This is a genomic window from Mycolicibacterium nivoides (genome assembly GCF_003855255.1).
Classification (GTDB): domain Bacteria; phylum Actinomycetota; class Actinomycetes; order Mycobacteriales; family Mycobacteriaceae; genus Mycobacterium; species Mycobacterium nivoides.
This window is the reverse complement of the sequence record NZ_CP034072.1, coordinates 5,400,337-5,425,792: the sequence shown is the minus strand read 5'-3', so window position 1 is coordinate 5,425,792 and position 25,456 is coordinate 5,400,337. Positions and strand designations below refer to the sequence as shown.

Below are 25,456 nucleotides of genomic sequence, written 5' to 3'. Positions count from 1 at the left end.
TCGGGTCAGCGAGGGTGCATCTGACCGTCGAGGTTGCCGCCCTCTTGGTGGTCGGTGCGGTCGTAGTCGGTGGCCGCCTTGTTCAGTTTGACCGACAGGTCGGTCGAGATCAGATGCATCTTCCCGGCTGCTTCGCGGCGGGACAGTTCTGCGGACTTGAGCGCCATCGCGGTCGGGGAGCACACCAGGCCGTGTGTCTGGAAGACATGGCCTGCCGTTCCGTCGGGCGCCGACTTGGCCGTCTCGATCAACGACGCGGCTTGTCCCTGCACCGTTGCGGTCGAGCGGATCTGTTCGGAAACGGTCAGTGTCATACGGGGCTCTCTCGTCGAATTCGGGCGGGGCGATGGGCGGGGTGTCAGCTGCCGAAACCGCCACCCGGCATCTCGGCATTCGAACCGATCGACTCATATTGCGAGGCCAAGCTCCTGATCTTGCTCGCGTTGTCTCCGGAACGACTGGCCATCTCGTGGCAGCGGATTGTTGCCATGGGCACGGTGCCCGCAACCGCCGCCACCTCTATCGCAGTCGAAAGCGCGGGACCGACGACGGGGACGGCTTTGGCGGCGAGGGCCGGAATGATGCTCAAACTCAGAATTGTCTGCATTTGCGAAACGAAATCGCGGGTTTTGCCGACCTGGTCGGCTTCTGCGGCGACGACTTTCTGAATCGCGGAGTCGGTGGACGACATATCGGCGGCACGCACCTGTTGTTCCTTGTTTCTGTCGCCGTAGGCCGTCGAGCTGTCGCCGGTCCAGTCACCGGGCGGCGCGGATTTCAACAGGGTCGAGTGCGCATCGACGAAGTGGTTGGCGCCCTCGGTGAACCGCGCGCCATCCTCGGGCCGGCCGAATCCCAGCATGTTGCTTTCCAGGGTCAGGGCGATCAGTCCCGCATTGATGATCGGCGTACCCGCGCCCTTCGCGAAATTCTTCAGGGACTGGGCCGAGGACGTCGCGCCGCTCGCGGCTGCCGATTTGGCCAGTGCGCCCGCACCCTCGGTGGCGACGAGCTGACCCATTGACAGTAGGTCGCTTCCGATGCCGGCCATGGCCCATGGCACGCTCGACTTCGCGCCGTTGGCATGATCGGCGATGCCGTAGACGTAATTGCCCTGCAGGTAATAGAAACTTCCTACGCCCATACGAATTCCGATCGTCGACTAGCTTCGCTGCGCCGAGCCTAACATCGGGTCGGGGCCCCGGCTCGCAGCAAATCTCGCCTGAAACCGCAGGTAAGAAAGGCGCCCTAGAGTGCCCGCAGCCTCTCCACGGCGCGCCCGTCGGTGAGTTCGTCGCGCTGTTCGGGGTGTTGCCAGTAGAACCGGACCAGCTCGACGAGGGCCGTGCCCTTGGGTGTGTAGATCCCGGGAGCCTCCATCAGCAGTGTTGCGCCGCCGGCCACCGTCACCACCATCGGATTCCAGAAGCGCTCTTCACCGGGCACCTTGTCGGCGACGTTCTCGACCTCGGCCCATTTCCCGGTCTTCGGTTCTCGCAACGTCGAGAATTCGAATCCCTCCGGGGTGAGGAAAAGGTAGCTGAGGCTGCCTTGTCTGACGAGTTTGATCCAACACCACGTCAGAACCGCCGCGGCCGCTCCGGCGCAGAGTGGGAACACATGCTGGGCGTTGCCGAGGGGGAGATACAACACGCCGAAAACCCAGGCCAAGAACATCAACCACGTCGATATGCCCGCGGTGACAATGAGTCGTCGAAGGTTGTTTTCTATTCTCTTGTCGGGCCGCAGTCGGGTTCCGGTGGCGTCGAATGATGCCTGGAATGCCACCGTCTTCGATTGTGTCATCATGAAGATCGAGTAAATGCTGGTCAATGCCAAACCGATAATTACGGCCAATGTGACCAGTGACAATTGCTTTGCGGCGCTGAATGCCCAGAATGCCAACATTGCAATAAAGGCCAATGTCGCCGCAATGCCGAATCGTCTCGCGAATTTCTCCATCTCGCCCCTCGTCTGCGCCCCGCCGATGTATGGGTATGGTCTGGCCCATGGATGATAAGGCCGAAGTCTCCAAGGTCGTCGCAGCCAGTCGCGAGGTCGCCGCACCGGCAGAGGTGATCTTCGAGCTGATCGCGGACCCGGCACAGCAGCCTCGCTGGGACGGCAATGAGAACTTGGCCGAAGCTCCCACCGGGCAGCGGGTGCGCGCCGTCGGCGACGTCTTCACCATGACGATCAAGCAGGGCGGCAACCGCGAGAACCGCGTCGTCGAGTTCGAGGAAGGTCGGCGTATCGCGTGGCGGCCTTCCGAGGTCGGGAAGGAGCCGCCCGGACATCTGTGGCGCTGGGAGCTGGAACCTTTGAGCGACAACCGAACCCTGGTCACCCACACCTACGACTGGACACAGCTCAACGACGAGAAGCGGCTGATCCGCGCACGCGCCACCACCGCGGACAAGCTGCAGGGATCGATCGACCGGCTCGCGTCGTTGGCCGAGTAATCGGCGGTCACACCTGCCTCAGCGGCCGGCGGAGAACTCCCGCAACGACTGCACCTGTGCCGCATCCAAAGACGGCCGCACATTCTCACGCGCTTTGGCCACATCTGCTGCGGTGACGTCGGCGGCATCGATGGACCGGCGCATCGCCGTCAACGCCGCCTCCCGCAGCAGTGCCACACAGTCCGCCGCGCTGTAGCCGTCCAACTCAGAAGCCAGGGCGTCGAGATCGACGTCGGGAGCGAGCGGGATGGATTTGCCTGCGGTACGCAGGATTTCGCGGCGGGCCTCGGTATCGGGCGGTTCGACGAACACGAGTCGCTCCAACCGGCCCGGTCGCAGCAGCGCCGGATCGATGAGGTCAGGGCGGTTCGTCGCGCCCAATACCACGACGTCGCGCATCGGTTCGATGCCGTCGAGTTCGGTCAGCAGGGCAGCCACCACGCGGTCGGTCACTCCGGAATCGAAGCTCTGTCCGCGTCGCGGGGCCAGGGCGTCGATCTCGTCGAGGAACACCAGTGACGGCGCCGAATCGCGCGCTCGGGCGAACAGCTCGCGCACCGCCTTCTCCGACGAGCCGACCCACTTGTCCATCAGTTCAGCACCTTTGACGGCGTGCACTGAGAGCCGCCCCGAACTGGCCAGCGCCCGCACCACGAAGGTCTTACCGCAGCCGGGTGGGCCGTACAGCAGCACGCCGCGCGGAGGCTCGACACCGAGGCGCTGGAAGGTGTCGGGATGCTGCAGCGGCCACAACACGGCCTCGGTGAGAGCCTGTTTGGTCTCGACCATGTCGCCGACGTCTTCGAGCGTCACCGAACCGACCGACACCTCTTCGGTCGCGGACCTCGACAGCGGGCGGATCACGGTCAGCGCCCCGGTCAGGTCCTCCTGCCACAGCACCGGTGCGTTGCCGTCGGCGCTGGCCCGTGACGCGGCCCGCAGTGCGCCCTCGCGGACCAGAGCGGCCAGATCGGCAACAACGAAACCCGGTGTGCGGTCTGCTATCTGGCCCAGATCCAATTCGGCGGCCGGAACGCCGCGCAGCAGCACCTCCAGCAACGCCTTGCGGGTGGCGGCATCGGGCAGGGTCAGGGCGAGTTCCCGGTCGCACAGATCGGGTGCCCGCAGGCGGGTGTCCACCCCGACGGGCACGGCAGAGGTGGCGACGAACGCCACGCCGCGGGTGGCCACGGCCTCACGAAGTTCGGCGATGATCAGCGCCGCAACGGGTTCGGGGGTCCGGTCGGCGGCAGTCGCCGGCAACAGGGCGTCGACGTCGGAGATCAGCAGCACCCCGCCGCCGTCGCGCACCGTGGCGACCGCGTCGGACACGCGGCTCAACCGGTCGTCGGCGGCCAGCGCACCCACCTCCGGCCCGTCGAGCTCCACCAATCGCCGTTCGGAGCACACCGTCCGCACCATGGTGGCCTTGCCGACGCCGGCGGGACCGGTCACCAGGACGCCGAGATTCGGTTTGGCGCCCAGGGTTTCGAGGAGTTGAGGTTCGTCGAGCGACAGCTTGAGCCATTCGGTGAGCTTGCCGGCCTGGGTATGGGAGCCCTTGAGATCGTCGAAACTGACCGCCGGCTCGGTGCGTGCGGGGCTGATCGTATGGGCACCGGTGGAATCCGACGTACTCGGCTCGAGGCCCGATCCCCACGACACCACCGAATTCGGTTGAATGCTCACGGGCCCGGACGGATCGACTCCGGTCACCGTCAGCAGCTCCGAGGTCCACGTGATGCCCACGGACGACGCCAGCGCGGCGGTAGCCGCCGATGTCGAGGTGCCCGGCCCCAGGTCGCGGGGGAGCAGCGACACGGTGTCGCCGACCGTCATGACCTTGCCCAGCAGTGCCTGGCGCAGCGTCGCAGACGAAATCGAATCGGTCGCCAGCTTCGACCCGCTCACCGTGACCGCCCGGGCGCCGTACACCGTCACCGGCGCCACGATCACGGTCGCGGTTTCCCGCACCCCGGCGTTGGACAACGTGACGTCATCGAGCAGGGCGGTTCCGGTCGGGGTGCCGCCCGGCGCAACGCCGACAACAGCGGCGGTGGTACGAGATCCGGTCAACGAGATCGCATCCCACTCGCGCAGCCCGAGGGCGGCGATCGCCTCCGGATGCAGCCGGACCACTCCGCGACGTGAGTCGAGGGCTGAGGTGTTCAGCCGGGCCGTCAGGCGCAGATGCCCGAGCGCGTGATCCTCGTCGACCTCGAGCTGCGACATGTCAGCGCCCCGGCTTCCGCAGTCCCAGACGGGCCATCGACCGCCGGTGCGGCTGCGCCCGTCGAATCGCGCGCCGCGTCGCACGGCGCTGCTGTGGCTTGTCGTCCCATGACTCGGGGTGGCTGGCCACCCACTTCTTGGTGCGTATCGCGAACGGGATGTGGATCACGTAGGCCACGATGATGACCATGATCACGATGTACCCGTAGAACACGGACGCCGCCACGCCGATCGCGACCAGGGCGAGCAAGGGCGCCACCATGTTCGGCGGCACCGCGAAGGTGTGGATCTTGCGCATCGGGATCCGGCTGACTACCAGCAGCGAGACGCCGATCATCCAGATCGACACCGCCCACTCGCTGGTCCACCAACCGTCGCCGAACTGCATCTTGGCCGCGAGCGGTCCGATGGCGCCCAGCGCACCCGCAGGGGCGGGCATGCCGACGAAGTACTCCTTCTCGTACGCGGGTTGATCCACGTCGAGCAATGCGTTGAACCGGGCCAGCCGCAACACGATGCACACCGCGTAGAGCAGCACCACGATCCACCCGACCCGCGAGTGCGACAGCAGGGTGCCGTAGACGATGAGGGCCGGGGCGACACCGAAATTCACCGCATCGGCCAGGGAGTCGATCTCCTCGCCCATCTTGGAGGTGGCATTGAGCATCCGCGCGACCCGGCCGTCGAGCGCGTCGAGGATCGCCGCGACCGCCAGGAACGCCATCGACTCGGTGGGCCGGTTGTCGAGCGCCATCTTGACCGCCGACAAGCCAAGGCAGATGGCGGCCACCGTCATGGCACTGGGCAGCATCCGCACGCTGAACGGCGGCGGTTTCATGCGTCCCTTGATCAATGACGGGGGTCGCATGCGGGGTTTGATCATGGCAACTCCGCCAGGACGGTTTCTCCGGCCAGCGTCCGCTGGCCCCGGGTGACGAGCAGTTTCGAACCAGCAGGGAGATAGGTGTCGAGTCGGGAGCCGAACCGGATCAGTCCGTAGGTCTCGCCGATGTCGAGCTTGTCGCCGACGTGCGCGTTGCACACGATGCGTCGCGCGATCAGCCCGGCGATCTGTACGGCGATCACCTCGGTGCCCTCGGGGGTGCGGATGACGACGCTGTTGCGTTCGTTGTCCTCGCTCGCGGCTTCGAGCTCGGCCGAATGGAAACGTCCGGGGCGGTGTTGCACGGCCACCACGTCACCGCCGATCGGTGCCCGCTGCACGTGTGCGTCGAGAACCGACAGGAAGATGCTGATCCGCGGCCGCGGGGTGTCGGACAAGCCCAGCTCGGCCGGCGGGACGGCGTCCTCGATCAGGCACACCAGCCCGTCGGCGGGGGCGACCACCACGCCGGGGCGCGTCGGCGCCACCCGGGGCGGGTGCCGGAAGAACGCCGCGTTCGCCCCGGCGGCCAACAGGCCGGCCCGGCGCACCCAGCGGTGCTTGCGGCCCAGGGCCGCGACGGCGAGGCTGGCGCCGACGAACGGTAGGCCCGCCGAATGCATCGGCGGAACACTGGATCGCACCAGCGCCGCAAGGCGTTCTGGTCCGGACTGGAGGTCGGGGCGTCTGGCCATCGGGAGGATTCTACGTGCGGGTGGAGTCGGAATCGCTAGCTCAGGTCCCAGACGGGAACCGTCGACCCGGCCGTAAGTTCGGTGATGTCCTCGCCTATCTCCAGCAGACAGTTCGCCGAGGCGAGCCAGCGCAGATGATGCGAGGCCGGGGGACCGTAGCTGCTCACCGAATCCCCGGTCAGCACACCCCGCCGGAACTGCCGTTTTCCACGCGGCGAGGTCAGATCCTCGGTCAGCTGCGCGGTGCGCCGCGGCCGGTCCGGTTCAGCGAGGCCCATCGCGGCGCGCAGCGGTGAGCGGACGAACACCTCGAACGACACCAGTGCGCTGACCGGATTGCCGGGCAGCGTGACGATGGGAACACCGTCGACCGTCCCCGCCCCCTGCGGCATCCCGGGCTGCATCGCAACCTTGACGAACTCCACCTGATCCGACAGGGAGTCCTTGACCACTTCGTATGCGCCTGCGCTGACCCCGCCGGTGGTGATGATGAGGTCTGCGTCGACGGCATGCGCGGCCAGCGCGGCGCGGAACGCGTCGACGTCGTCGGCGGACATCGGGGCGATGGTCGCCTGCGCGCCGGCGTCGCGGACCGCCGCGGCCAGCATCACCGCGTTGGACTCGTAGATCTGGCCCGGCTGCAGTTCGGTGCCCGGGGCAACGAGTTCGGTGCCGGTGGACATCACCATCACGCGCTGCGGCGGCAGCACGGGCAGTGTGGCAAGTCCCAGTGCCGCGGCCAGCCCGAGGGCGGCCGGGCTGATCACCTGACCGGCCTGCAGCACGGTGGTGCCTGCGGTGACGTCCTCTCCGGCGCGGCGGATGTGCTGGCCACCCCGGGCGGCCGCGCGGATCGTCACCGTGTCGGTCGCCCCGTCGGTGGCCTCGACCGGGACCACCGCGGTGGCGCCGGACGGCAGCGGGGCCCCGGTCATGATGCGGTGCGCGGTTCCGGGTTGCAGCGTCAGCGGGTCGGTGCGGCCCGCCGGGATGTCCTCGGCGACGGCCAACCGCACCGGGGTGTCCTCGGTGGCGCCTCCGACGTCGTCGGCGACGACGGCGTAGCCGTCCATCGCGGAGTTGTCGAAGCCGGGCAGTGACAGCGGGGCGACGACATCGGCGGCCAGCACCAGGCCGAGCGCGTCGTTCAGTGGAACATCTTGTGGTGCACGGGCTTTGATGAGCTCCGCGACGATCTTCTGGTGTTCTTCGACGGTCCGCATCGTCACACCGGGAACGTGACGCCGGTGAGCTCTTCGGACACCGTCCATAGCCGGCGCTGCAGCTCCTCGTCATGCGACTGCTTGCTGGAGGTCACGAGCTTGGGGTAGCCGCGCAGTTCCCGGAATCCGTCCGGTCCGTAGTACTGGCCGCCCCGAACTCCGGGATCGGTCGCGGCGCGCAAGGTGGCCAGGGCGCCCTTCACCGCGCTGTTGACGAGGAGGGCGGTGACCCTGCCGACGCCCGGCAGCCCGGCGCCGGGGATGTGCCGGGTGAGTTCGGTGTCCGAGATCCCGGGGTGGGCCGCCACCGCGATCGTCGGCTCGTTCTTGGTTGCCAGACGCCGCTGCAGCTCATAGGTGAACAGCAGGTTCGACAGCTTGGACTGCCCGTACGCGGCGACCCGGTTGTAGCTGCGTTCCCACTGCAGGTCATCGAAGTGGATGCCGGCCTGGATGTCGTGGGCGATGCTGGCGACCGCGACGACGCGTGACCCGTCGACCGGGAGCAGGTGATCCAGCAGCAGACCGGTCAGGGCGAACGCCCCGAGGTGGTTGGTGCCGAACTGCAGCTCGAAACCATCCACGGTGGTCTGCTTGGGCGGGTACATCACCCCGGCGTTGTTGATCAGCAGATCGATGCGGGGATAGGCGGCCTTGAGCTCGCCGGCAGTGGTACGGACCGAATCCAGCGAGCCCACATCCAGCTGTTGCAGCTTGAGGTCTGCCTTCGGCACGGCGGCGGTGATCCGGTCGACGGCCTGACGGCCCTTGTCCAGGTTGCGTACCGCGATGACGACGTGCGCGCCCCTGGCGGCGAGCACGCGGGCGGTCTCGTAGCCCAGACCGGTGTTGGAGCCGGTGACGATCGCGATCCGGCCGGACTGATCGGGAACGTCGGCCTCGGTCCACTTGGAATTGGCGCTCATGGTTCGAACTCTACGGGTGTGCCGTTGTGCCTCACACTGTTGCGATCACCGAGGTCGAGGGCCTCGACCGCATCACGTGATCGATGTGGATCTGGCCGGCGATGTACCGCCCGTTGTCCGCGACAGCGGCCAGACCTGTCCGGGCCAGCGAGTCCCCGTCGGGCAGCCCCGCGTAGTACAGGCCGGGGAGTGCGCCCAGGATGCCGCCCTTTTGAAGTGGCGCCCCGTTCTCGTCGAGCGCGTGTGCGGGCAGAATCCGGTAGTCAGGGCGGAATCCGGTGCACCAGACGATGGTTGAGATGTTGTGGCGAACCAGGTCGAGCCGCGTATCGAAGCCCGCGATCACATCGAGATTCACGACCGGTGCCGTCGCAGCCTCGGGGGCGACGAAGCCGCGGTCGCGCAGTCCGGCGTCGATCTTGTTGATCACCTCTCGCAACGAGAGTGCGGATTCCTCGGCGATGTCGATGACGTTGTCCTCCAGTGTCAGCACGGTTCCACGTGCCCCGCGGGCCGACCCGACCAGTACGACGCCCTTTTCGGCCAACGTGCCGAGATTGAGTTCGGCGGTGCCAAGCCTGTTGCCGCACACCGGCAATCCAGGGAGGCGTGAGCGGTGGTCGGCGCCTGCGGTGACGAAGTCGTCGTACAGCGAGAACACGTGCATCCATTCGTGGATGGTGCGGCCGCGGTAGTGCCGGGGCCATGCTCGGTGCCGTCCCACGGACAGGAAGACCCGTCGGCCGGCGTCGACCAGTTCGTCGGCGATCTGCTGACCACTGATGCCCGCACCGACCACCAGGACCGACCCGCCCGGAAGCGAGCCGGGATTGCGGTAGTCGGACGAATGGGTTTGGTGGATGGTCGAATCGATGTCGCACGACAGGATGGGCTTGCGCGGTTGGGCGTAGCCGCCGACGGCCGCGACGAGGTTGCGCGATTCGACCGTCCCGCCGTCGTGCAGGCGGGTCCTGAACCGCACGTCGTCGTCGGACCCACCGAACCGACCCTCGACTGCCTGCACCGGCGTGCGCTCACGGACGGTGAGGTTGCGGGCCCGCACATAGCGCCGCAGATAGCCGGCTACCTGCGGTCCCGACGGCAGAGCGAACGGGTCGTCGCCGTCGTAATCCCACCCGGGCAGCCGGATCGACCGGTTGCCGCTCCCGACGAGCAGGCTGTCCCACCGTTCGTGCGCCCACCGTTGGCCCACCTCGCCCTTCTCGAACACGATCGCCTCGCGCCCGATTTCCTGGAGCGCTCCGGCCACTCCGCAGCCTTGCTGGCCGGCGCCGACGATGACGGTCTCGATGTATTCGTTCCCCATGGGAGGGCCTTTCTTTCCGCGCCAAGTTAGTTAGGGTGACCTAACAAGAGCACTTCAAGTCGGCTTTAGATCAAGGCCGTGAATGCGGTGGGTGACATGAGTGACGACGACTTCATCGGCATCGGTGCGGCCGCGCGGCGGTTCGGACTGGCCGAATCGGCACTGCGGTACTGGGAGAAACGAGGCCTGCTCCATCCGGCCCAGCGCCGGTCCAGTTGGCGGTTGTACGGCCCGGAGCAACTCCACCGGATCGGGCTGATCAAGGTGTGGCGGGAACGCGGCCTCCTGAGTCTCGACGAGATCGAGACCATTCTCACCGCGGGTAACCATGACTGGCGCGATGCCGTGCTCGACCGCCTCGGGGCGATTGAGCGGCAACAAGATCGGCTGGCCGAAGCCAAGGCGCATCTTGAGCACCTGCTGACCTGCCCGGACGAGAATCCCGCTGAGGACTGTCCGTACCTGCGGAAGATGACGGACGAGTATCCGGCTCGATAGGTCCGGTGCTGGACGGCACCCCGACGCCATAGCAGTCTGGGAGCCATGCGCAACCTGATGGCTGTCCTGCTCACCGTGTTGCTGTGCATGACCGGGTGCTCGTCGAACGACGGTGCCGCAGATCCGTTGTCCGCGTGGAACGACACATCGGCGAAGAATTCGATCACCGAGTTCGTCAAGCGGGTCACCACCGCCGACACACCCGATTTCGTCGCGCCGGAGGACCGCATCGCGGTGTTCGACAACGACGGCACGCTCTGGACCGAGGCGCCGCTGCCGTTCCAGGCGGCGTTCGTCGTCGACGAGCTCAAACGCCGGGCACCGCACGAGCCTGCGCTGGCCGCCGACCCCATGGTGCAGGCGGCGCTGAAGGGCGATGTGGCGACGCTGCTTGCCGGTGACCGACATGAAGGATTGCTGCGCGTCCTGGCGCTCACCCACTCCGGGATGACCACCGACGAGTTCGACCAGCGGGTCACCGACTGGATGGCGACCGCCAAACATCCCCGGTTCGACCGGCCCTACGACCAACTGACCTACGAACCGCAACAACAGCTGCTGTCCTACCTGCGGGACAACGGGTTCCGTACTTTCATCGTGTCCGGCGGCGGCGCGGATTTCATGCGGGTGTTTTCACAGAGGGTGTACGGCATCCCGCCCGAGCAGGTGGTCGGCTCCACCGGCACCACGAAATACGAACTGAGGGACGGTAAGCCGGTGCTCGTCAAGACCATGGACTATGTCTTCGTCGACGACAAGGCCGGTAAGCCCTCGGCCATCCATGAGTTCATCGGCAGGCGACCGATCCTCGCCGTCGGCAACAGCGACGGTGACCAGGCGATGCTGGAGTACACCACGATCGACAACCCGCGCCCCAGCCTCGGGGTGCTGGTCCACCACACCGACGCCGAGCGCGAATACGCCTACGACGCCAACCCGCCGTCCTCGGGAAAACTGGTCACCGGACTGCAGCAGGCCGGGCCCGACGGGTGGACCGTGGTCGACATGAAGAACGACTGGAAGACGGTGTTCGCACAGTGAAATTGATCGATCCGGCCCAGCCGCCCAGCAGCAAGGCGCCATTGGTGTGGGCATTGAGCGCAGCCATCCCGTGGGCGGTGCTCGCACTGATCCAGGTGGTCTGGTTCGCCCTCGACTCCCGGATGCTCTGGCTGCATGCCGCGGCCGCGATCATCACGGTGCTGGGCGCCGTCCTGTTCGTCGTGGTGGTCCCGATCTGGCGCTACCGCGTGCACCGCTGGGACATCAACGTCGGATCCGGCACCCCCGCGGTGTACACCCGCACGGGGTGGCTGGTGCAGGAGCGCCGCATCGCCCCGATCTCCCGGGTTCAGACCGTGGACACCTACCGAGGCCCACTGGACCGGCTGTTCGGCCTGGCCAACGTGACGGTGACGACGGCGTCCTCGGCCGGGGCCGTTCGGATCGTGGCCCTCGATGACGACGTCGCCGAGCGGGTGGTGGCGCAGCTGACCGATATCGCGGCGATCGGTGAACAGGACGCCACGTGACGCCGCCGGCTGAGCCGGCCATCGGGCCGCCGCCGGCCGAGCCGGCCATCGGGCCGCCATGGCAGCGGCTGAGCCCGCGCATGCTGCTGGTCCACCCTGTCCATGAAGTGCTGCAACAGATTCCACTGTTGATCGGCGCGGTGGTGCTGGGCTCGGCGACCGGCAACTCCGGCTGGACCATCGCGGCGATCGCGCTGACCGTCGCCGTCGGCCTGGCGCGCTGGTTCACCACCAGCTACCGCATCGAACCGGATGAGGTACAACTGCGCACCGGGCTGTTGCAACGCAAGGTGCTGTCGGTGCCGCGCAACCGGATCCGGTCGGTGTCCACCGATGCCCGGCTGCTGCACCGGATGCTCGGGCTGACCGTGCTGCGGATCAGCACCGGCCAGGAGGCCAAGGGCGACACCGTGTTTGCCCTCGATGCGGTCGAGGCGCAGCAGGTGCCCCGGCTGCGCGCGATCCTGCTGGCCGACGCCGTCCCCGTCGAGGATGCACCGGCGGGCCGGGAACTGGCCCGCTGGCAGCCCTCGTGGCTGAGCTACAGCCCGCTGAGTTTCACCGGACTGGCGATGATCGCGGCCGCGGTGGGGGTGGTCTACCAGGCCGGAGCGGGTGCGGCGCTGCAGAACTCAGAGCTGGCCCAGTCCGGAATCGCGGTCGCAGAACGCCTCGGCGTCCTGATCAGCGTGGTTCTCGGTGCGCTGGTGGTCCTGACGCTTTCGGTGGTGCTCTCCGTGCTGAGGTCGTTGCTCACCTACGGGAATCTGGTGCTGCGCAGAGATTCTGACGTGCTGCACCTGCAGCACGGCCTGCTGCGGCTGCGGGAGCACACCTACGACATGCGGCGGATGCGCGGCGGCACCCTGCGTGAGCCACTGCTGGTGCGGGCCTTCGGCGGTGCGCGCCTCGACGCGGTGATGACCGGCGTCGGCGGAGAGGGGGAGGCCTCACTCCTGCTGCCGCCCTGCCCTGCTTCCACCGCCACGGCGGTGCTGGCCGAGCTGATCGACAATCCCGGTGTCGCGCAGGCAACGCTGGTGGCCCACGGACCGGCGGCGGTGCGGCGGCGCTGGACTCGTGCTCTGACGCTGCCCGTGCTCGTGGGCGTGGTGATGCTGGTGCCCGGGGTGCCGGTGTGGATGTGGGTGCTGTGGGCACTGTTGGCCGGGGGCGCCGCCGTGCTGGCCGCGGACCGGGCACGGTCCCTCGGTCATCTGGTGCGCGACGGCTGGCTGGTGGCCCGCGCCGGGAGTCTCGAGCGCCGCCGCGACCACCTGGACACCGCCGGAATCATCGGATGGACGGTGCGGCAGACGTTCTTCCAGCGCCGCGCCGGGGTGGCCACCCTGATCGCGGCGACCGCCGCGGGGGAGAAGCGCTATGCCGTGGTCGATATCCCGGCGGCACAGGCATGGTCGGTGGCGGTGGCCGCCTCACCATGGGTGGCCGACAACGCGTGGGCTGAGAGGTGATGGGGTCGGCACCGGCACCACAGTTCGTGCCAGTGCCGACCCCCCTACTTTGTTAGCGCGATGGAACCCAGGCGAGGTCCTTGACGTCGGCCGTGACCCGATCGTCGTCCCTGTGGACCTTCCCCTCCTTCATCACGAAGCACGTCGCTTTCAGATCGGCGATGTTCTGCAGTGGATCTCCGTCCACAGCGATCAGGTCCGCATGTGCGCCGGCCCGCAGGCAGCCGATCTTGCCGTCCTGACGCAGGACTTCGGCAGCCACGGTGGTGGCAGACTGAATCGCCTGCAATGGCGTCATCCCGTATTCGACCATCAGGTCGAACTCGTCGAGTTGCTCTCCATGCGGGAAAGACCCGATGTCGGTGCCGAACGCGATCCGCACACCGAGTTCCAGGCCTCGCTTGAACGCGCCTTCGTGTCGCTTGACGAAGCGCTTCTCGAAGTCGGTGTTCTGGCGCTTGTAATACGTTTGCATCGTCGGTACCCAGTAAGTGCCGACCTGGAGCATCGCCTGCAGGTCTTCCTCAAGCAATAGTGGACCGTGCTCGAGTGTGCGCACGCCGCCGTGAATGGCCGCCTGCGCCCCGTGTCCTCCGTAAGCGTGCGCAGCGACGTCACGACGGAATCGCTTCGCCTCCTTGACGATTGCCCGAACATCCTCGATATCGAACTGATGCAGCGGCTCCATCGTCTCTGGCTCGACATCTTTGCGAGTGCTCGTGCAGTAGATCTTGATCCAGTCGGCACCGATCTTGATCTGGCGGCGAACCTCACCGATGTAGGCGTCTCGTGAGTCGGCCATCGCCGCGACATCGGGCAGATTGAGCTCCGGATTGACCTTGTCGTCGATCCTCATGTCTCCGCCGGTGATGGAGATCGCGTCGGTGGCAACCCACATCCGAGGGCCGGGAACGGTACCGGCGGCGATCGCGTCGCGCAGTGCCGTATCCCCGTGCCAGACCTGCTCGTTGTCGGTGTCGCGCTGGCTGGTAATGCCGATCTCGAGCGCGCGTGCCGCTGCTGCTACTCCTTCGATCATGCGGTACACCTGGGTTTTGAAAAGTATTGCGGGAGGCCACACCTGGTCCTCCGGCCGCAGCAGCATATGTGTGTGGCAGTCGATGAGACCGGGAAGTAGCGTGCGATCGCCGAGATCGACCACCACGGCACCGGGCGGAGGAGTGTCGACTACCGACTCGATCCTGCCGCCGCTCACGACGACAACGGCATCCTCCAAGTACCCGTCCCGCTCGGGATCGAGAACGCGCTTCGCCTGTATCGCGTATTGGGTATCGGTTTCTACTGTGTTCATTCCTTACCTTCCTTTTGATGGGTCCGGGGGTGTGTGGGCGTGCGCCGAGATGTGCTGGTTGTGAGGTGACACGAAACGCGGTGAGCGTGGCCGTCGACGAGATCGAGAGACGGTGCCCGGAAACGACATTCGCCGACTGCCACCGGGCAACGCGTCTGGAACGAGCATCCTGATGGGGGTTGGATCGGACTCGGAGGGTCGCCGATAAGTGTTGGGGTCGGCAGTCCGCCTCCGGCGGTGTCCAAGGTCGGAACCGAACCGAGCAGCGCCTGGGTGTAGGGGTGCTGAGGTGCCGTCAGAACGGTGTCGACGTGACCCTCCTCGACGATCTTGCCGAGGTACATCACCGCAATCCGGTCACTGATCTGACGAACGACATCGAGGTCGTGGGCGACGAAGACACAGGTCAGATCGAGTTCGTCGCGCACGAGTGCTAGTAGGTTCAGTATCTGGGCCTGGACGAGGACATCCAATGCCGATACCGGTTCGTCGCAGACGAGTACCGACGGGTTGACCGCGAGTGCGCGTGCAATGCCGATTCGCTGAAGCTGGCCTCCCGAGAACTCGTGTGGATAGCGGCTCGAGACCTTGGCCGAAAGACCCACCAGGTCAAGCATCTCCGAGACTCGGCGATGGATCGACTGCTTGTCTCCGAGCTTGTGTACGACAAGTGGTTCGCCGATGATTGCGCCGACGGTCATCCGGGGATTGAGCGATGTGTAGGGATCCTGCAGGACGATCTGGACAGTTTTCGTCAGCTGCCGCCGTGTTCGCCTATCGGCCTGCCCGACTTCTGTACTGCCGAGATGGATCTCACCTTCGGTGGGGCGGTCGAGGCCGACGATGAGCCGGCTCAACGTTGATTTGCCACAGCCGGATTCGCCGACCAGGCCGAGGGTCTCGCCGCGCACTACTTCGAGATCGACGCCGTCGACCGCGCGGAGCAGTTGGTGGCGACCCAACCCGCGGGCGACCTTGTAGTGCCGTCGGACAGCCCGCAGTTTCAGCATCAGCTCTGTTGCCGGCTTGGGAAGGGTTTCACTCGACATGGCACGCACACGCTCCTTCCGAGGCTCGTGGAGTCAGTCGGGGATCGGTTGTGGAGCAGATCTCGATCGCATCGCTGCAGCGGAATCTGAACGGACATCCAGTGAGCCCGGCGGTGAGTTCGGGGGGCCCTCCCGGCAGGATGTCCAGCTGACCCGCACGCCGGCTCCTGCTGGGGATTGCGCGTAGCAAGGCTGCGGTGTACGGGTGCTGTGGGCTCGCGAGCAGGGACCTGGTCGGTCCGGTCTCGACGATGCGGCCGGCGTACATGACGGCCACCCGGTCAGCGATTGCTGCCGCCGCTTTGAGGTCGTGGGTGATGAGAATCAGGCCCATTCCGAGTTGCTCCTGCAGTGATTTCAACAGGTGCAGAATCTGCAATTGGACCGTCGGGTCGAGGGCAGTGGTGGGCTCGTCGGCGATCAGGATTCGCGGCGACTGCGCCAGTGCAATCGCGATGGCGACCCGCTGGCGCATACCGCCGGAGAACTGGTGCGGATAGCTTCGGTACCTGGCTTCGGCGTCGGGGATGCGGACTTGGCGCATGAGTTCTAACGCGCGGTCTTTGGCTTGTGCGCGGGATAGTCCCTCCCGGATGCGAAGTGCCTCACCGATCTGTGCACCGACACGGTGCACCGGGTTCAGCGCCGACAGTGAGTCTTGGAAGACGAGACCGATCCGAGCGCCACGCACGGACTGCATCTGACGTGGAGTGAGGCTGCGCAGGTCGAGGCCATCTGATTCGATGCGCCCTTCGACCGTGCAGGTTGCGGGCAGAAGCCCCATGACCGCCTGGGCGGTGAGGCTCTTTCCCGAACCGGATTCGCCGAGCAGTGCAAGCCCCTCGCCGGCGTTGACCTCCAGATCCACCCCTCGCAGGAGGGGAGTGCCGTTGCGCAGCGACACGCGCAGATCTTCGAGTACCAGGGCTGGTGGTTGCGATTTCATGCGCTGTTCGGTTGAAACGACAGGCGTACTCGTCGATTTGGAGTTCATTTCGCATCCTTGGGATCGAGTGCGTCGCGTAGCGAGTCGCCGATCAGGATGAACGCGAAGACGGCGGCGGTGAGAAATCCGGCCGGTGCGAGAAGTGGCAGGGGAGCATCGAGGAAGCGACTCTGGGCGTCGTAGATGAGCTGGCCCCACGAGATTGTCGGTGGTTGAAGACCCACACCGAGCATCGAGACGATCGACTCGTAGGTGATGAAGAGTCCGAGGTTCGTCGTCACGACAACGAACCAGGGCGCCAGGCTGTTTCGCAGAACGTGCTGAATGAGGATCCTGGGATGGGTTCCACCCGTGGCACGTGCGGCCAGCACGAAGTCGCGATGACGGACCTCTAGGACGGCCCCGCGCATGATCCGCGCAACCGGGGGCCAGCCGCTGAGGGTCAGCGCGATCACTACTGCGGTCAGCCCGCCGTTTCCCACGAGAGTCAGGAGCACGCTCGCGCTCAGCAGCAGCGGGATCGAGAGAGCGATCTCGGTCATCTTGGTCAGGACCGTGTCGATCCAGCCGCCGGCATAGCCAGCGATGGCACCGATTGCTCCGCCGAGGAGTCCGGTGAACAGAGCGACGAGCAGCCCCACCGTGAGGCTTGCCCTGGTGCCGTAGATCGATTGCGTGAGAACGTCGCAACCTTGCAGGTCGGTTCCGAGCAGATGTTGTGGGCTCGGGGACAGCAGAGATTCGTTCAGTGTGCAATCGCTGTTGCCGTATGGCGCGAACAGTCCGGGCATGACAGCCAGCGCAATCATCAGCAGAAGGAGGAATGCTCCGATCTGCGCCTGACGGGACTGACGAAGCTGGGTCCAGGACCGCTGCCGGTGTCCACCTGCCGGCGCTTCGACCGGGGGAGCGGACAGGTCGAGGTTATGCATGACGAATCCTCGGGTCTAGGAGGAGATAGATGGCGTCTATTGCCAGGTTGATCAGTGCGTAGACCAAGATGATCGCGGTCACGATGCCCACCACCGCTGGTTTGTCGCCGAGGTAGATCGCGCGTGCGAGAGCCTGTCCCAGGCCGGGGATGTTGAAGATGAGTTCGACGATGACCGCCCCGCCGAACAGCGCTCCGAACTCGATTCCGGCAAACGTCACCACCGGGATGAGGCTGTTTCGCAACGCGTGATGCCGAACGACGCGCCAGCGTCCAAGCCCTTTTGCCGTGGCGAGCCGGACGTAGTCCTCGTCCAGCTGCTCGATGAGCTGTGACCGCGTAAGTCGTGTGATGTATGCCGTTGATGCCACTGCCAGTACGAATCCGGGCAACAGGAAGCTCTTCCATCCGGCCTCCAGACCTGACACCGGAAGCCATTGGAGCTTTACGCCGACGACGAGCTGGAGAACGAACGCGATGACGAAGAACGGGATGGACAATCCGGCCAGGGTGGCCGCGCGAACGATGTGGTCGATGGTGCGGTGGCGGTTCAGGCTGGCCAACATGCCGGCACCGATCCCCAGGACACAGGCGATGAGGACCGCGACGGCGGCGAGTTGTGCACTGACACTGAGCCGTTCGGCCAGCATGGGCGCGATCGGCTGACCGGTTACGGTCTGGCCGAAGTCTCCGTGCAGAAGTCCTTGCACGTAGTACAGGTACTGGCGCCACAGCGGCTCGTTGAGGTGGTAGCGGCTCTCGATGGCAGCGACGAAGGCCGGGTCCGCGGCTCGTTCACCGGCGAGTGCGGCCGCCGGATTGGTCGGCAGTGCGAAGGCCAGCGCGAAGATCACCATGGTGCCGCCGAACACCACACCGAGCGTTTGTAGGGCTCGACCGAGGATGTACTTGACCATGATCAGTTGAACGCGACGTCTTCGACGTGGATCCTCCGGAATGCGTCCATGTGCACGTCGGTGACGCGGTCGGAGCTACCGACGGGGACTCTCTGAGTCCACAGCGGGACGTACGGCATGTCATTGAGCACGATCTGCTCCGCCTGGAGGTAGGTGTCGCGCGCTTGATCTGCCGACGCGGAGCGTTTGGCGCTCACCAATTTCTCTTCGAAGGAAGGGTTTTGGTAGCCGGAGAAGTTCTCGGGAGATTTGGCACCGAAGACCGGCTCGAGATAGTTGCCGATGCTGGGGTAGTAGAAGGTCCAGGCGGTTCTGAACGCGGAGTCGACCGAACCGTTGCCCAGCTTTTCGAGCACCACCGCCAGGGTTGGATACGGCTTCGGCGTGACCTGAATGCCGAGACTGTCCGACAGTTGCCGGGCTACAGCTTCCACCCAGGGCTTGTTGTCGGGGCTGTCGGTGCTGTACGCGATCGAGAATCCATCACGGATGCGGTTGTTCGCGGCTTGATCGAAGAGGCGTTTGGCGGCCTCGGGGTCGTGCGTGCATGTCTGGCCGCATGCGTCTGCCGCTGCCCCCGGCACGAGGCTGGGTACGTAGCCGGTGGCCGGCTCGCGAGTGCCCGCGAATACGGCGTTGCTGACCGTCTGCCGGTCAATGGCCATCGAGACGGCGTGACGAACGTCGGCGGAATCGAATTGCGATGAAGAGAGCGGGAATCCGAGGTACTCCAACCGCCCGCTGCCGAACTCCTCGTAGTTCCCACCGAGGATTCGTCGCGCCTCGTCGACCTTCGATGCGGGAATCCCCGGCACGATGTCGACGCCGCCGGAGACCAGGTCGTTGTATGCGGTGTCGAAGCTCTGGTAGATCCGGTAGGTCAGAGACGCGGCCTTGGCCGGAGTGCCGGCATACTCGTCGAACCGGGTCAGCTGGATCTCCTGGTCGTGGATCCATTCCCCGTTCATCTTGAACGGGCCGTTGCCGATCGGCGCCCGTTCAAATGCCTTCGGATCCTTGAAGGCCGCTTTCGGCAGAGGCGAGAAGGCGGGGTAGCCCAGCATGATCTCGAACTGCGAGTCGGGTGTCTTCAGGTCGATCCGGAACGACTTGTCGTCGATCACGCGAAGACCACTCATCGCGGTCGCTGAGCCTGACGAGACTTCGTCGTAGCCCTGAATGTTGCCGAACACGTATGAATTGAGCTGGGCCGCATCGCGGCTGGCGTTGAAGTTCCACGCGTCGACGAATGACGAAGCCGTCACCGGCTCGCCGTTGTGGAACGTCCAGCCGGGGGCGATACGCACATCCCAGTGCTGGCTGTCACCACTGTTGATCTCGGAAGCGACCCCGAGTCTCGTCTCGTTGGTTCCTGGGTCGAACGTCACCAGCGGCGTGAACAGTGACGTCACGACTTGGGAGCCATAGACCTCCGAATAGTTCGCCGGCATCAGCGATGAAGGCTCCAGTATCGCGACAGACATCTTGCCGCTCGCTGCGTCTCCGGAATCTCCATTTCCACATGCGGTCGCACTGATGGCGACCGCCGCGATCACTAGCCCGATTAGTCGTCGCATGGCCCTCTTTCCCGCTACTGTGTTCTGAATACAGTGTGCTACATTTCGGCTCGTGTCAAGGCTTTTCGCGGGATTCGGTGGACTCGATCGCCTGCCGTGGACGGCTGTGTGACTGCATTCGTGATGGGTGGCGACGATGGAAAGGGCACTGATGCAACGACGTACGCTCCTGAAAGGCGCCGGGATCGGCATGGTGGGGGCGTCCGCCTTGGCCGCCACCGGCTGCGGCGGCGAGGCGGCGACGCTGCGTATCCGCAGCATGTCGGGATTCCACGTCGGCGGACGGCCGCTGTCGGTCCGCGGTGAGGCGACCCGGCCGATGTTCACCGCATCCGGCGTTCCGGCGACAACCGTCGATCCGAACGGTGACATCGAGATCGGCCAGATGTACGCGCACGAAGTGAGACTCGACAGCCCCCGGGCCGAGGCCCCGGTCGTGTTCTGGCCCGGCGGCGGACTATCCGGGGCGTGTTACGAAGGCACGCCCGACGGGCGTCCGGGCTGGCAGGAGCGATTTCTGCGCGATGGATTCGACACGGTCGTGTGCGACCCGGTCGGTGGCGGCCGAGCGTCGTCGGCCCGCTATCCCGAGGTCTATCCGAGCGAACCCCTGTTCCGTACCAAGACCGAGATGTGGGACATATTCCGGATCGGGCCGGGCAGCGGGTACGAGACGGACCCGAGCCGGCGCATGGCCTATCCCGGAACAAGGTTCCCGGTCGCCGCGTTCGATCAGTCGATGCGGCAGGTGATTCCGCGGTACAAGCTGTCGGACGATCTCCGGTTACCCGCCTATGATGCGCTGTTCGAGCGGCTCGGTCGCGGCATTCTGCTCTCGCACAGCGCATCCGGGCCGGACGCTTTCACCACCGTCGTGGCGAACCCGGACCGCGTGGTCGCCCACATCGCGGTCGAACCGAGTGGTTCGGAGGTCCCGGCCGGCACTGATCTGCGCTCGATCAAACACATTCCGCACCTGGTGATCTGGGGCGACCGGATCGACGACGAGCCGGCCGCCGGATGGCGTGACCTCTGGAACTCGACACGCGAGTACACCGACCGGCTACAGGCGGCGGGCGGCGACGTCACCTGGATCGACCTGCCTGCCAGAGGCATCACCGGTAACACGCACATGTCCATGTGGGACGACAACTCGGACCAGATCGCCGGCCTGATCCTGCACTGGTTGAAAGACGTGGTCTAGCGGTCCGTGTGAGTGGGACCGCTTTCAGTGGGTGTGGCCGGTCTCGTCACTCCAACCGCCGAGCAGCCGTTGGAGACCCGACATCGCGTCCACCACATCGCGGTCGCTGGCGGCGAACGAGAGCCGAATATGGCCGGGTGCGCCGAAGGCCTCCCCAGGCACCACGGCGATCCCGAGTTCATCGAGTAGGTAGGTGGCGAACTCGATGCTGTCGGTGAACTGACGCCCGTTGACGCCTCTGCTCAGCACCTCGGAGACATCCGGGAAGCAGTAGAACGCGCCGGCGGGCTCGGCGGTGTGGACACCGGGCAATCCGTCGAGCACCTGCAGCATGAGGTCGCGGCGACGAGTGAAGGCGGCCACTGCGGCCGGAACATGGTCGAGTCCGCCCCGGAGGGCGGCCAGCGCGGCCGCTTGGGCGATATTGCTGACATTGGATGTCAAGTGCGACTGCACTTTTGCCGCCGCAGCGGCGATCGGTCCGGGAGCGTGCAGCCAACCCACTCGCCAGCCGGTCATTCCATAAGTCTTCGAGACGGCGTGCACGGTGACCGTGGCCGCGGCGATCTCGGGACTGACCTCGCGGATGGTCGCAAACTTGCGGCCATCGAAGATCAGGTGTTCGTAGACCTCGTCACTGAGTACGGTGATACCCCGGCGGAGGGCCCATTCGGCAATGGCCTCGAGTTCTTCGGCGGAGTACACCGCGCCGGTCGGATTGGACGGCGAGCCGATCACGACGATGCGGCTGCGGTCCGTCCAGGCCTCCTCCAAGGACTCGACGCGGACCTTCCCTTCCGGATCGGTGGGAACGAACACCGGTTCCGCCCCGACCAGCCGTGCGGCTTCCGGGTAGGTCGTCCAGTACGGGGTTGGTATCAGGACCTCGTCGCCGGGGTTGAGAAGCACTGCCATGGCGATGTATACGGCCTGCTTGGCGCCGTTGGTCACCACGATCTCGTCCGGGTCGGCCGCTCCGGCCATGGCGCCAGCCATGGCCGCTCTCAACTCCGGTAAACCGGACGATCCGGAGTAGCGATGGGTCGCGCGCGCCGAGCATGCCTCAGCAGCCGCTTGGAGAACATGGCCGGGTGGCGTGAAGTCGGGTTCGCCGGCGGCCAGGGACAGCACGTGTCGTCCCATTGCCCGTAGTTGTGCCGACCTGGCAGCGACCACCATTGTGGCCGAAGGTGATACAGCACTGACTGTGCGGCTAACGGTGATCATGGTTGCGCTCCTCAGAATCGGTGAAGGACGCGCAGGTGGGGTGGGTGCGGTCCAGAACTGCCAGGAAGGCTCGGTTGTCTGCAGGCGTGCCGATCGAGACGCGCAGCCATCCTGCCGGTCCGACATCGCGGACGGCGATCTTGGCGGCCGCCAGATCCTCGAAAAGGCTTCCGGCACAAGTCATGCCGGTGAACAGAAGGAAGTTTGCGTCACTGTCGGCCGTCGTGAACCCTCGCTTCTCCAATTCCGCTCGTAGCCAGTCACGTTCGTCGAGGATGGCCGGAATCCGCTCGAGTAGTCGCGGGGCGTGGGCGAGCGCAACTTTCGCGGTCGTCGCCGCAAGGCTGCTGACCGGGTACGGCAACGACATCATCCGCAGGTCGCGGATGCGTGCCTCCGCTGCGACGATGTACCCGATACGCACGCCGGCCAGAGCAAAGGCTTTGGACAGCGTCCGGGCGACGACCAGGTTTTGATGTTCGTGGATGCGCGGCACGACGGAACGTGTGCGGGCGAACTCGTGATATGCCTCATCGATCACCACGATCGAGTCCCCGGCCGCATCGACGAGCTGCTCGATGGTGTCGGGCGGCAGCGGCATTCCGGTGGGGTTGTTGGGGTTCGAGACCATGATGATGTCGGGACGCACGCGTGCGATGACGGAGTGGGCGTGCTGCGCGGTCAACGTGAAGTCGTCTGCGCGCATCCCGTCGTGCCATTGAGTTCCCGTGATGGCTGCCAGCTGCCGGTGCATGCCGAAGTCTGGGGTGAAACCCAGGACCCGGCGTCCGGGGCCGCCGTAGGCGAGGAGCAATTGCAGCAGCACTTCGTTGGAACCGTTGCCGGCCCAGACCTGGGCGGGCCGTATGCCGTGGCCAACGTAGCGGGCCAACGACTCCCGCAAACCGGTGACCGTCGTGTCCGGGTATCGGTGCGAGTTCTCGAGGGCCTGTTTCAGCTCGGCGAGCATGCTCGACACCACGTCGGTGGGCGGCGGGTAAGGGCTCTCGTTGTTGTTGAGGCGGTGCACAACTCCGTTGAGCGCAGACGCGGCTGTGTAGGGTGCCAAACTCGCCAAGTCGTCCCGAACGGAAATCTGTCGTCGCGATGTCCCGATCGTTGTCACGCGCCGCCGCCGTTGATGCGCTCGATGAGTCGCTCCATCCCGGTCAGCCAGTTGCGGTCCAGCTCACGGCACGCTTTCTCGATGTCGCCTGCCGCTATCGCGTCGGCGATCCGGGTGTGCTGTGCGGCTGACTCTCCGAGGGCGGACGGGTCACTGAGGTATGCGTGCTCATAGCGGTGCACCACCAATTTCTGGTCGCAGATAAGACGTTTCAGTCGCCCGTTCGGGCAGGCGCTCATCAGCAGGTCGTGCCACTCGTCATCGGCTGCCTGCGCCACGACAGCGTCCGATGATCGCTGAATATCGCGGGCGTGATCGCCCAGGCGGGGTGCGATCGCGGCGAGCTGGGCGGCGTCGGACGTCCGCAACGCGAACTGCTCCAACGCGGAGATGATCGGGTAGGTCTCCCGCACCTCCGTATCGGTCAATGGCGACAACCAGAATCCCCGGCTCGGGCGCGCTTCGATCAGGCCGTCATTGGCGAGAGCCGACAGTGCCTCGCGCAGTGGTGTGCGGCTTACGCCGAGCTCTGCCGCCAGGTGGACTTCATTGATCCGCGTGCCGACCGGGTAATCGCCACGAAGCAACTTGTCCAGAACCGCAGACTGAACGGCGTCGCGGAGCAAATGTCTCTCTACGACCATTGCAATCCCTCCTCGGGTGTGTACTGTACCGCAACAGTAGACTGAATACAGTACGCAATGGAGGATTTAGTGGTCGAGATAACCCCGATAACACGGTCGGCATCCGTCATCCGCGAGCTGGCGTTGACTGCTTCACCAGGGGACTACTGGCCCGATTGCCGCCGATGGCACAAGACGATGTCCGGCTATACCCCGACCGACCTGGTCCATGTCCCCACGCTTGCGGAATCGATGGGCGTCAAGAACGTCTGGGTGAAGAACGAACAGGAGCGCTTCGGCCTGCCGTCATTCAAGATCATCGGGGCCTCGTGGGCGGTGAACATGACGCTGAGCGCGCTGTGTGGACAGCCTCCGGCAGGCAGCTTCGCCCACCTTCGGAGACAGGTGAGCGGACGCGAATTCACGCTGACCTGTGCCACCGATGGGAACCATGGCCGGGCAGTCGCTCGAATAGCGCGGGAACTCGGCCTCGGCGCTGTCGTCTATGTGCCCAGCACCATCTCCAGACCAAGGATCGAGGCCATTCGCTCCGAAGGTGCCGACGTGGTCGTGGCGTATGCCTCATACGACGAGACGGTGCAGTTCGTCGCCGACCAGGTGCGGAGAAATCCCCGCTACGTGCTGATCTCGGACACGTCGTGGCCGGGTTACGAGGATGTCCCCGCAGCGGTGATCGCGGGCTACGCGACCATCATGGCCGAGATCCAGGAGCAACTTGATGCCGGCGGCGTCCAGCATGACGAGTCATTGGCGGTCTTCGCTCCGGCCGGAGTGGGGGCACTGGCCGCGGCAGTGGCCCGCCATTTCCGATCCCGGCCCAGGACGATGTTGGCAACCGTCGAACCGCAGGGGGCCGACTGCATCGCCAGATCGCTGCGCGAAGGCAAACAGGTTGAGGTCCCGGGCCCACACCATTCGATAATGGCGGGCCTCAACTGCGGAGTTCCATCGCTGCTGGCCTGGAGGGAACTCCACGGATCGACCGATGCCGCGATAACAGTCGACGACGACGATGCCCGAACGGCCATGCGGGAATTGGCGGACGTAGGCGTCGAATCAGGTGAAAGCGGGGCGGCATCGCTTGCCGGCGCGACCGCGTACTTCCGGCATCAACAGGACGGCGCCGGTGAGGCGTACGACCACGTCCTGATCCTGAACACCGAAGGTGCGGCGGATCCAGATGCGTACGCCGCCACCATCGTCGGCGAGAAGGACCCGGTCCAGAACGGCGACGAGACGATCCATGCCGGGTGAACCCGAGGACCGCTGT

At 65.7% G+C, this 25,456-nt stretch carries 25 protein-coding genes; 7 read left to right on the top strand and 18 right to left on the bottom strand.

From position 1 onward, the window contains the following. Nucleotides 1–5: 5 nt before the first annotated feature. The 3 genes from EH231_RS34460 to EH231_RS26590 all read right to left on the bottom strand — a co-directional run bounded on the left by EH231_RS34460 (nucleotide 6) and on the right by EH231_RS26590 (nucleotide 1,962). Nucleotides 6–314 carry an ESX-1 secretion-associated protein gene (locus EH231_RS34460; protein WP_234927406.1) on the bottom strand — a complete coding sequence of 103 codons (309 nt, stop codon included), beginning with the start codon at nucleotides 312–314 and terminating at the stop codon, nucleotides 6–8. Between the two features lie 44 nt (nucleotides 315–358). Continuing rightward, the gene (locus EH231_RS34455) at nucleotides 359–1,021 is read right to left on the bottom strand and encodes an EspA/EspE family type VII secretion system effector (RefSeq protein ID WP_234927407.1); all 663 of its coding nucleotides are present in this window, start codon (nucleotides 1,019–1,021) and stop codon (nucleotides 359–361) included. 227 nt (nucleotides 1,022–1,248) lie between these two features. Further along, complete coding sequence (locus EH231_RS26590) at nucleotides 1,249–1,962, bottom strand: hypothetical protein (protein WP_124713638.1); 714 nt, start codon at nucleotides 1,960–1,962, stop codon at nucleotides 1,249–1,251. Between the two features lie 47 nt (nucleotides 1,963–2,009). Between EH231_RS26590 and EH231_RS26585 the strand changes: the two genes are divergently transcribed. Continuing rightward, nucleotides 2,010–2,462: an SRPBCC family protein gene (locus EH231_RS26585; protein ID WP_090424281.1), complete on the top strand. Its 453-nt coding sequence runs from the start codon at nucleotides 2,010–2,012 to the stop codon at nucleotides 2,460–2,462. Nucleotides 2,463–2,480: 18 nt separating this feature from the next. On the opposite strand, the gene EH231_RS26580 is transcribed toward EH231_RS26585, so the two are convergent. Genes EH231_RS26580 through EH231_RS26555 form a run of 6 tightly spaced genes read right to left on the bottom strand, consistent with a single transcriptional unit; the run spans nucleotide 2,481 to nucleotide 9,748 of the window. Further along, the gene (locus EH231_RS26580; RefSeq protein WP_090424282.1) at nucleotides 2,481–4,694 is read right to left on the bottom strand and encodes an AAA family ATPase; all 2,214 of its coding nucleotides are present in this window, start codon (nucleotides 4,692–4,694) and stop codon (nucleotides 2,481–2,483) included. Between the two features lies 1 nt (nucleotide 4,695). After that, nucleotides 4,696–5,577, bottom strand: coding sequence for a CDP-diacylglycerol--serine O-phosphatidyltransferase (gene pssA / locus EH231_RS26575; RefSeq protein WP_234927408.1), 882 nt, complete (start codon nucleotides 5,575–5,577; stop codon nucleotides 4,696–4,698). After that, nucleotides 5,574–6,272 carry a phosphatidylserine decarboxylase gene (locus tag EH231_RS26570; protein WP_044515572.1) on the bottom strand — a complete coding sequence of 233 codons (699 nt, stop codon included), beginning with the start codon at nucleotides 6,270–6,272 and terminating at the stop codon, nucleotides 5,574–5,576. The genes pssA and EH231_RS26570 overlap by 4 nt, the downstream gene beginning before the upstream one ends. 35 nt (nucleotides 6,273–6,307) lie before the next feature. Beyond that, nucleotides 6,308–7,495 (bottom strand): molybdopterin molybdotransferase MoeA, encoded by a 1,188-nt coding sequence (moeA, locus tag EH231_RS26565; protein ID WP_124714381.1) that lies wholly within the window; start codon nucleotides 7,493–7,495, stop codon nucleotides 6,308–6,310. Between the two features lie 2 nt (nucleotides 7,496–7,497). Then, nucleotides 7,498–8,421 (bottom strand): SDR family NAD(P)-dependent oxidoreductase, encoded by a 924-nt coding sequence (locus EH231_RS26560; RefSeq protein WP_124713637.1) that lies wholly within the window; start codon nucleotides 8,419–8,421, stop codon nucleotides 7,498–7,500. Nucleotides 8,422–8,452: 31 nt separating this feature from the next. Then, a complete protein-coding gene (locus tag EH231_RS26555; protein ID WP_090424286.1) occupies nucleotides 8,453–9,748 on the bottom strand; it encodes a flavin-containing monooxygenase in 1,296 nt (431 codons plus the stop codon). Nucleotides 9,749–9,844: 96 nt separating this feature from the next. Here EH231_RS26555 and EH231_RS26550 point away from each other — a divergent pair, with 96 nt between their 5' ends. From EH231_RS26550 to EH231_RS26535, 4 genes are all read left to right on the top strand, one after another. Continuing rightward, entirely contained in the window at nucleotides 9,845–10,246 is a 402-nt protein-coding gene (locus EH231_RS26550; protein WP_124713636.1) for a MerR family transcriptional regulator, read from the top strand. A 45-nt stretch (nucleotides 10,247–10,291) separates the two neighbouring features. Then, nucleotides 10,292–11,287 carry an HAD family hydrolase gene (locus tag EH231_RS26545; RefSeq protein WP_124713635.1) on the top strand — a complete coding sequence of 332 codons (996 nt, stop codon included), beginning with the start codon at nucleotides 10,292–10,294 and terminating at the stop codon, nucleotides 11,285–11,287. Continuing rightward, nucleotides 11,284–11,778 (top strand): PH domain-containing protein, encoded by a 495-nt coding sequence (locus EH231_RS26540; protein WP_164481032.1) that lies wholly within the window; start codon nucleotides 11,284–11,286, stop codon nucleotides 11,776–11,778. The genes EH231_RS26545 and EH231_RS26540 overlap by 4 nt, the downstream gene beginning before the upstream one ends. An 80-nt stretch (nucleotides 11,779–11,858) precedes the next feature. After that, the gene (locus tag EH231_RS26535; RefSeq protein WP_124714380.1) at nucleotides 11,859–13,253 is read left to right on the top strand and encodes a PH domain-containing protein; all 1,395 of its coding nucleotides are present in this window, start codon (nucleotides 11,859–11,861) and stop codon (nucleotides 13,251–13,253) included. Between the two features lie 52 nt (nucleotides 13,254–13,305). On the opposite strand, the gene EH231_RS26530 is transcribed toward EH231_RS26535, so the two are convergent. The 6 genes from EH231_RS26530 to EH231_RS26505 are packed head-to-tail and all read right to left on the bottom strand — an operon-like array spanning nucleotide 13,306 to nucleotide 20,177. Then, nucleotides 13,306–14,565 carry a metal-dependent hydrolase family protein gene (locus EH231_RS26530; RefSeq protein WP_124713634.1) on the bottom strand — a complete coding sequence of 420 codons (1,260 nt, stop codon included), beginning with the start codon at nucleotides 14,563–14,565 and terminating at the stop codon, nucleotides 13,306–13,308. Continuing rightward, nucleotides 14,562–15,614 (bottom strand): ABC transporter ATP-binding protein, encoded by a 1,053-nt coding sequence (locus EH231_RS26525; protein ID WP_124713633.1) that lies wholly within the window; start codon nucleotides 15,612–15,614, stop codon nucleotides 14,562–14,564. Before EH231_RS26525 ends, EH231_RS26530 begins: the two co-directional genes overlap by 4 nt. Continuing rightward, entirely contained in the window at nucleotides 15,604–16,560 is a 957-nt protein-coding gene (locus tag EH231_RS26520) for an ABC transporter ATP-binding protein (protein ID WP_124713632.1), read from the bottom strand. The genes EH231_RS26525 and EH231_RS26520 overlap by 11 nt, the downstream gene beginning before the upstream one ends. A 44-nt stretch (nucleotides 16,561–16,604) precedes the next feature. Next, nucleotides 16,605–17,492, bottom strand: coding sequence for an ABC transporter permease (locus EH231_RS26515; RefSeq protein ID WP_124713631.1), 888 nt, complete (start codon nucleotides 17,490–17,492; stop codon nucleotides 16,605–16,607). Next, the gene (locus tag EH231_RS26510; protein WP_124713630.1) at nucleotides 17,485–18,408 is read right to left on the bottom strand and encodes an ABC transporter permease; all 924 of its coding nucleotides are present in this window, start codon (nucleotides 18,406–18,408) and stop codon (nucleotides 17,485–17,487) included. Before EH231_RS26510 ends, EH231_RS26515 begins: the two co-directional genes overlap by 8 nt. Nucleotides 18,409–18,410: 2 nt before the next feature. Further along, nucleotides 18,411–20,177 carry a peptide ABC transporter substrate-binding protein gene (locus EH231_RS26505; protein ID WP_164481031.1) on the bottom strand — a complete coding sequence of 589 codons (1,767 nt, stop codon included), beginning with the start codon at nucleotides 20,175–20,177 and terminating at the stop codon, nucleotides 18,411–18,413. Here EH231_RS26505 and EH231_RS26500 point away from each other — a divergent pair. After that, on the top strand, nucleotides 20,137–21,189 hold the full coding sequence (locus EH231_RS26500) for an alpha/beta hydrolase family protein (RefSeq protein WP_164481030.1): 1,053 nt from the start codon (nucleotides 20,137–20,139) through the stop codon (nucleotides 21,187–21,189). The two genes, EH231_RS26505 and EH231_RS26500, sit on opposite strands and share 41 nt — an antisense overlap. A gap of 24 nt (nucleotides 21,190–21,213) precedes the next feature. Here EH231_RS26500 and EH231_RS26495 read toward each other — a convergent pair whose 3' ends face one another. The 3 genes from EH231_RS26495 to EH231_RS26485 form a co-directional block, all read right to left on the bottom strand. After that, entirely contained in the window at nucleotides 21,214–22,332 is a 1,119-nt protein-coding gene (locus tag EH231_RS26495; protein WP_205868394.1) for a pyridoxal phosphate-dependent aminotransferase, read from the bottom strand. A 70-nt stretch (nucleotides 22,333–22,402) separates the two neighbouring features. Beyond that, a complete protein-coding gene (hisC, locus tag EH231_RS26490) occupies nucleotides 22,403–23,446 on the bottom strand; it encodes a histidinol-phosphate transaminase (RefSeq protein WP_241177811.1) in 1,044 nt (347 codons plus the stop codon). A 92-nt stretch (nucleotides 23,447–23,538) separates the two neighbouring features. After that, nucleotides 23,539–24,186 (bottom strand): GntR family transcriptional regulator, encoded by a 648-nt coding sequence (locus tag EH231_RS26485; RefSeq protein WP_124713625.1) that lies wholly within the window; start codon nucleotides 24,184–24,186, stop codon nucleotides 23,539–23,541. A 177-nt stretch (nucleotides 24,187–24,363) separates the two neighbouring features. Here EH231_RS26485 and EH231_RS26480 point away from each other — a divergent pair, with 177 nt between their 5' ends. Further along, on the top strand, nucleotides 24,364–25,440 hold the full coding sequence (locus EH231_RS26480; RefSeq protein WP_164481028.1) for a diaminopropionate ammonia-lyase: 1,077 nt from the start codon (nucleotides 24,364–24,366) through the stop codon (nucleotides 25,438–25,440). Nucleotides 25,441–25,456 lie beyond the last annotated feature (16 nt).

What these genes read in the sequence shown, in the direction of transcription:
- EH231_RS34460 (WP_234927406.1), bottom strand. Translation starts at nt 314, where the DNA reads ATGACACTGACCGTTTCCGAACAGATCCGCTCGACCGCAACGGTGCAG.
- EH231_RS34455 (WP_234927407.1), bottom strand. Translation starts at nt 1,021, where the DNA reads ATGGGTCAGCTCGTCGCCACCGAGGGTGCGGGCGCACTGGCCAAATCG.
- EH231_RS26590 (WP_124713638.1), bottom strand. Translation starts at nt 1,962, where the DNA reads ATGGAGAAATTCGCGAGACGATTCGGCATTGCGGCGACATTGGCCTTT.
- EH231_RS26585 (WP_090424281.1), top strand. Translation starts at nt 2,010, where the DNA reads ATGGATGATAAGGCCGAAGTCTCCAAGGTCGTCGCAGCCAGTCGCGAG.
- EH231_RS26580 (WP_090424282.1), bottom strand. Translation starts at nt 4,694, where the DNA reads ATGTCGCAGCTCGAGGTCGACGAGGATCACGCGCTCGGGCATCTGCGC.
- pssA (WP_234927408.1), bottom strand. Translation starts at nt 5,577, where the DNA reads ATGATCAAACCCCGCATGCGACCCCCGTCATTGATCAAGGGACGCATG.
- EH231_RS26570 (WP_044515572.1), bottom strand. Translation starts at nt 6,272, where the DNA reads ATGGCCAGACGCCCCGACCTCCAGTCCGGACCAGAACGCCTTGCGGCG.
- moeA (WP_124714381.1), bottom strand. Translation starts at nt 7,495, where the DNA reads ATGCGGACCGTCGAAGAACACCAGAAGATCGTCGCGGAGCTCATCAAA.
- EH231_RS26560 (WP_124713637.1), bottom strand. Translation starts at nt 8,421, where the DNA reads ATGAGCGCCAATTCCAAGTGGACCGAGGCCGACGTTCCCGATCAGTCC.
- EH231_RS26555 (WP_090424286.1), bottom strand. Translation starts at nt 9,748, where the DNA reads ATGGGGAACGAATACATCGAGACCGTCATCGTCGGCGCCGGCCAGCAA.
- EH231_RS26550 (WP_124713636.1), top strand. Translation starts at nt 9,845, where the DNA reads ATGAGTGACGACGACTTCATCGGCATCGGTGCGGCCGCGCGGCGGTTC.
- EH231_RS26545 (WP_124713635.1), top strand. Translation starts at nt 10,292, where the DNA reads ATGCGCAACCTGATGGCTGTCCTGCTCACCGTGTTGCTGTGCATGACC.
- EH231_RS26535 (WP_124714380.1), top strand. Translation starts at nt 11,859, where the DNA reads ATGCTGCTGGTCCACCCTGTCCATGAAGTGCTGCAACAGATTCCACTG.
- EH231_RS26530 (WP_124713634.1), bottom strand. Translation starts at nt 14,565, where the DNA reads ATGAACACAGTAGAAACCGATACCCAATACGCGATACAGGCGAAGCGC.
- EH231_RS26525 (WP_124713633.1), bottom strand. Translation starts at nt 15,614, where the DNA reads ATGTCGAGTGAAACCCTTCCCAAGCCGGCAACAGAGCTGATGCTGAAA.
- EH231_RS26520 (WP_124713632.1), bottom strand. Translation starts at nt 16,560, where the DNA reads ATGAAATCGCAACCACCAGCCCTGGTACTCGAAGATCTGCGCGTGTCG.
- EH231_RS26515 (WP_124713631.1), bottom strand. Translation starts at nt 17,492, where the DNA reads ATGCATAACCTCGACCTGTCCGCTCCCCCGGTCGAAGCGCCGGCAGGT.
- EH231_RS26510 (WP_124713630.1), bottom strand. Translation starts at nt 18,408, where the DNA reads ATGGTCAAGTACATCCTCGGTCGAGCCCTACAAACGCTCGGTGTGGTG.
- EH231_RS26500 (WP_164481030.1), top strand. Translation starts at nt 20,137, where the DNA reads ATGCAACGACGTACGCTCCTGAAAGGCGCCGGGATCGGCATGGTGGGG.
- EH231_RS26505 (WP_164481031.1), bottom strand. Translation starts at nt 20,177, where the DNA reads ATGCCGATCCCGGCGCCTTTCAGGAGCGTACGTCGTTGCATCAGTGCC.
- EH231_RS26495 (WP_205868394.1), bottom strand. Translation starts at nt 22,332, where the DNA reads ATGGGACGACACGTGCTGTCCCTGGCCGCCGGCGAACCCGACTTCACG.
- EH231_RS26485 (WP_124713625.1), bottom strand. Translation starts at nt 24,186, where the DNA reads ATGGTCGTAGAGAGACATTTGCTCCGCGACGCCGTTCAGTCTGCGGTT.
- EH231_RS26480 (WP_164481028.1), top strand. Translation starts at nt 24,364, where the DNA reads ATGTCCGGCTATACCCCGACCGACCTGGTCCATGTCCCCACGCTTGCG.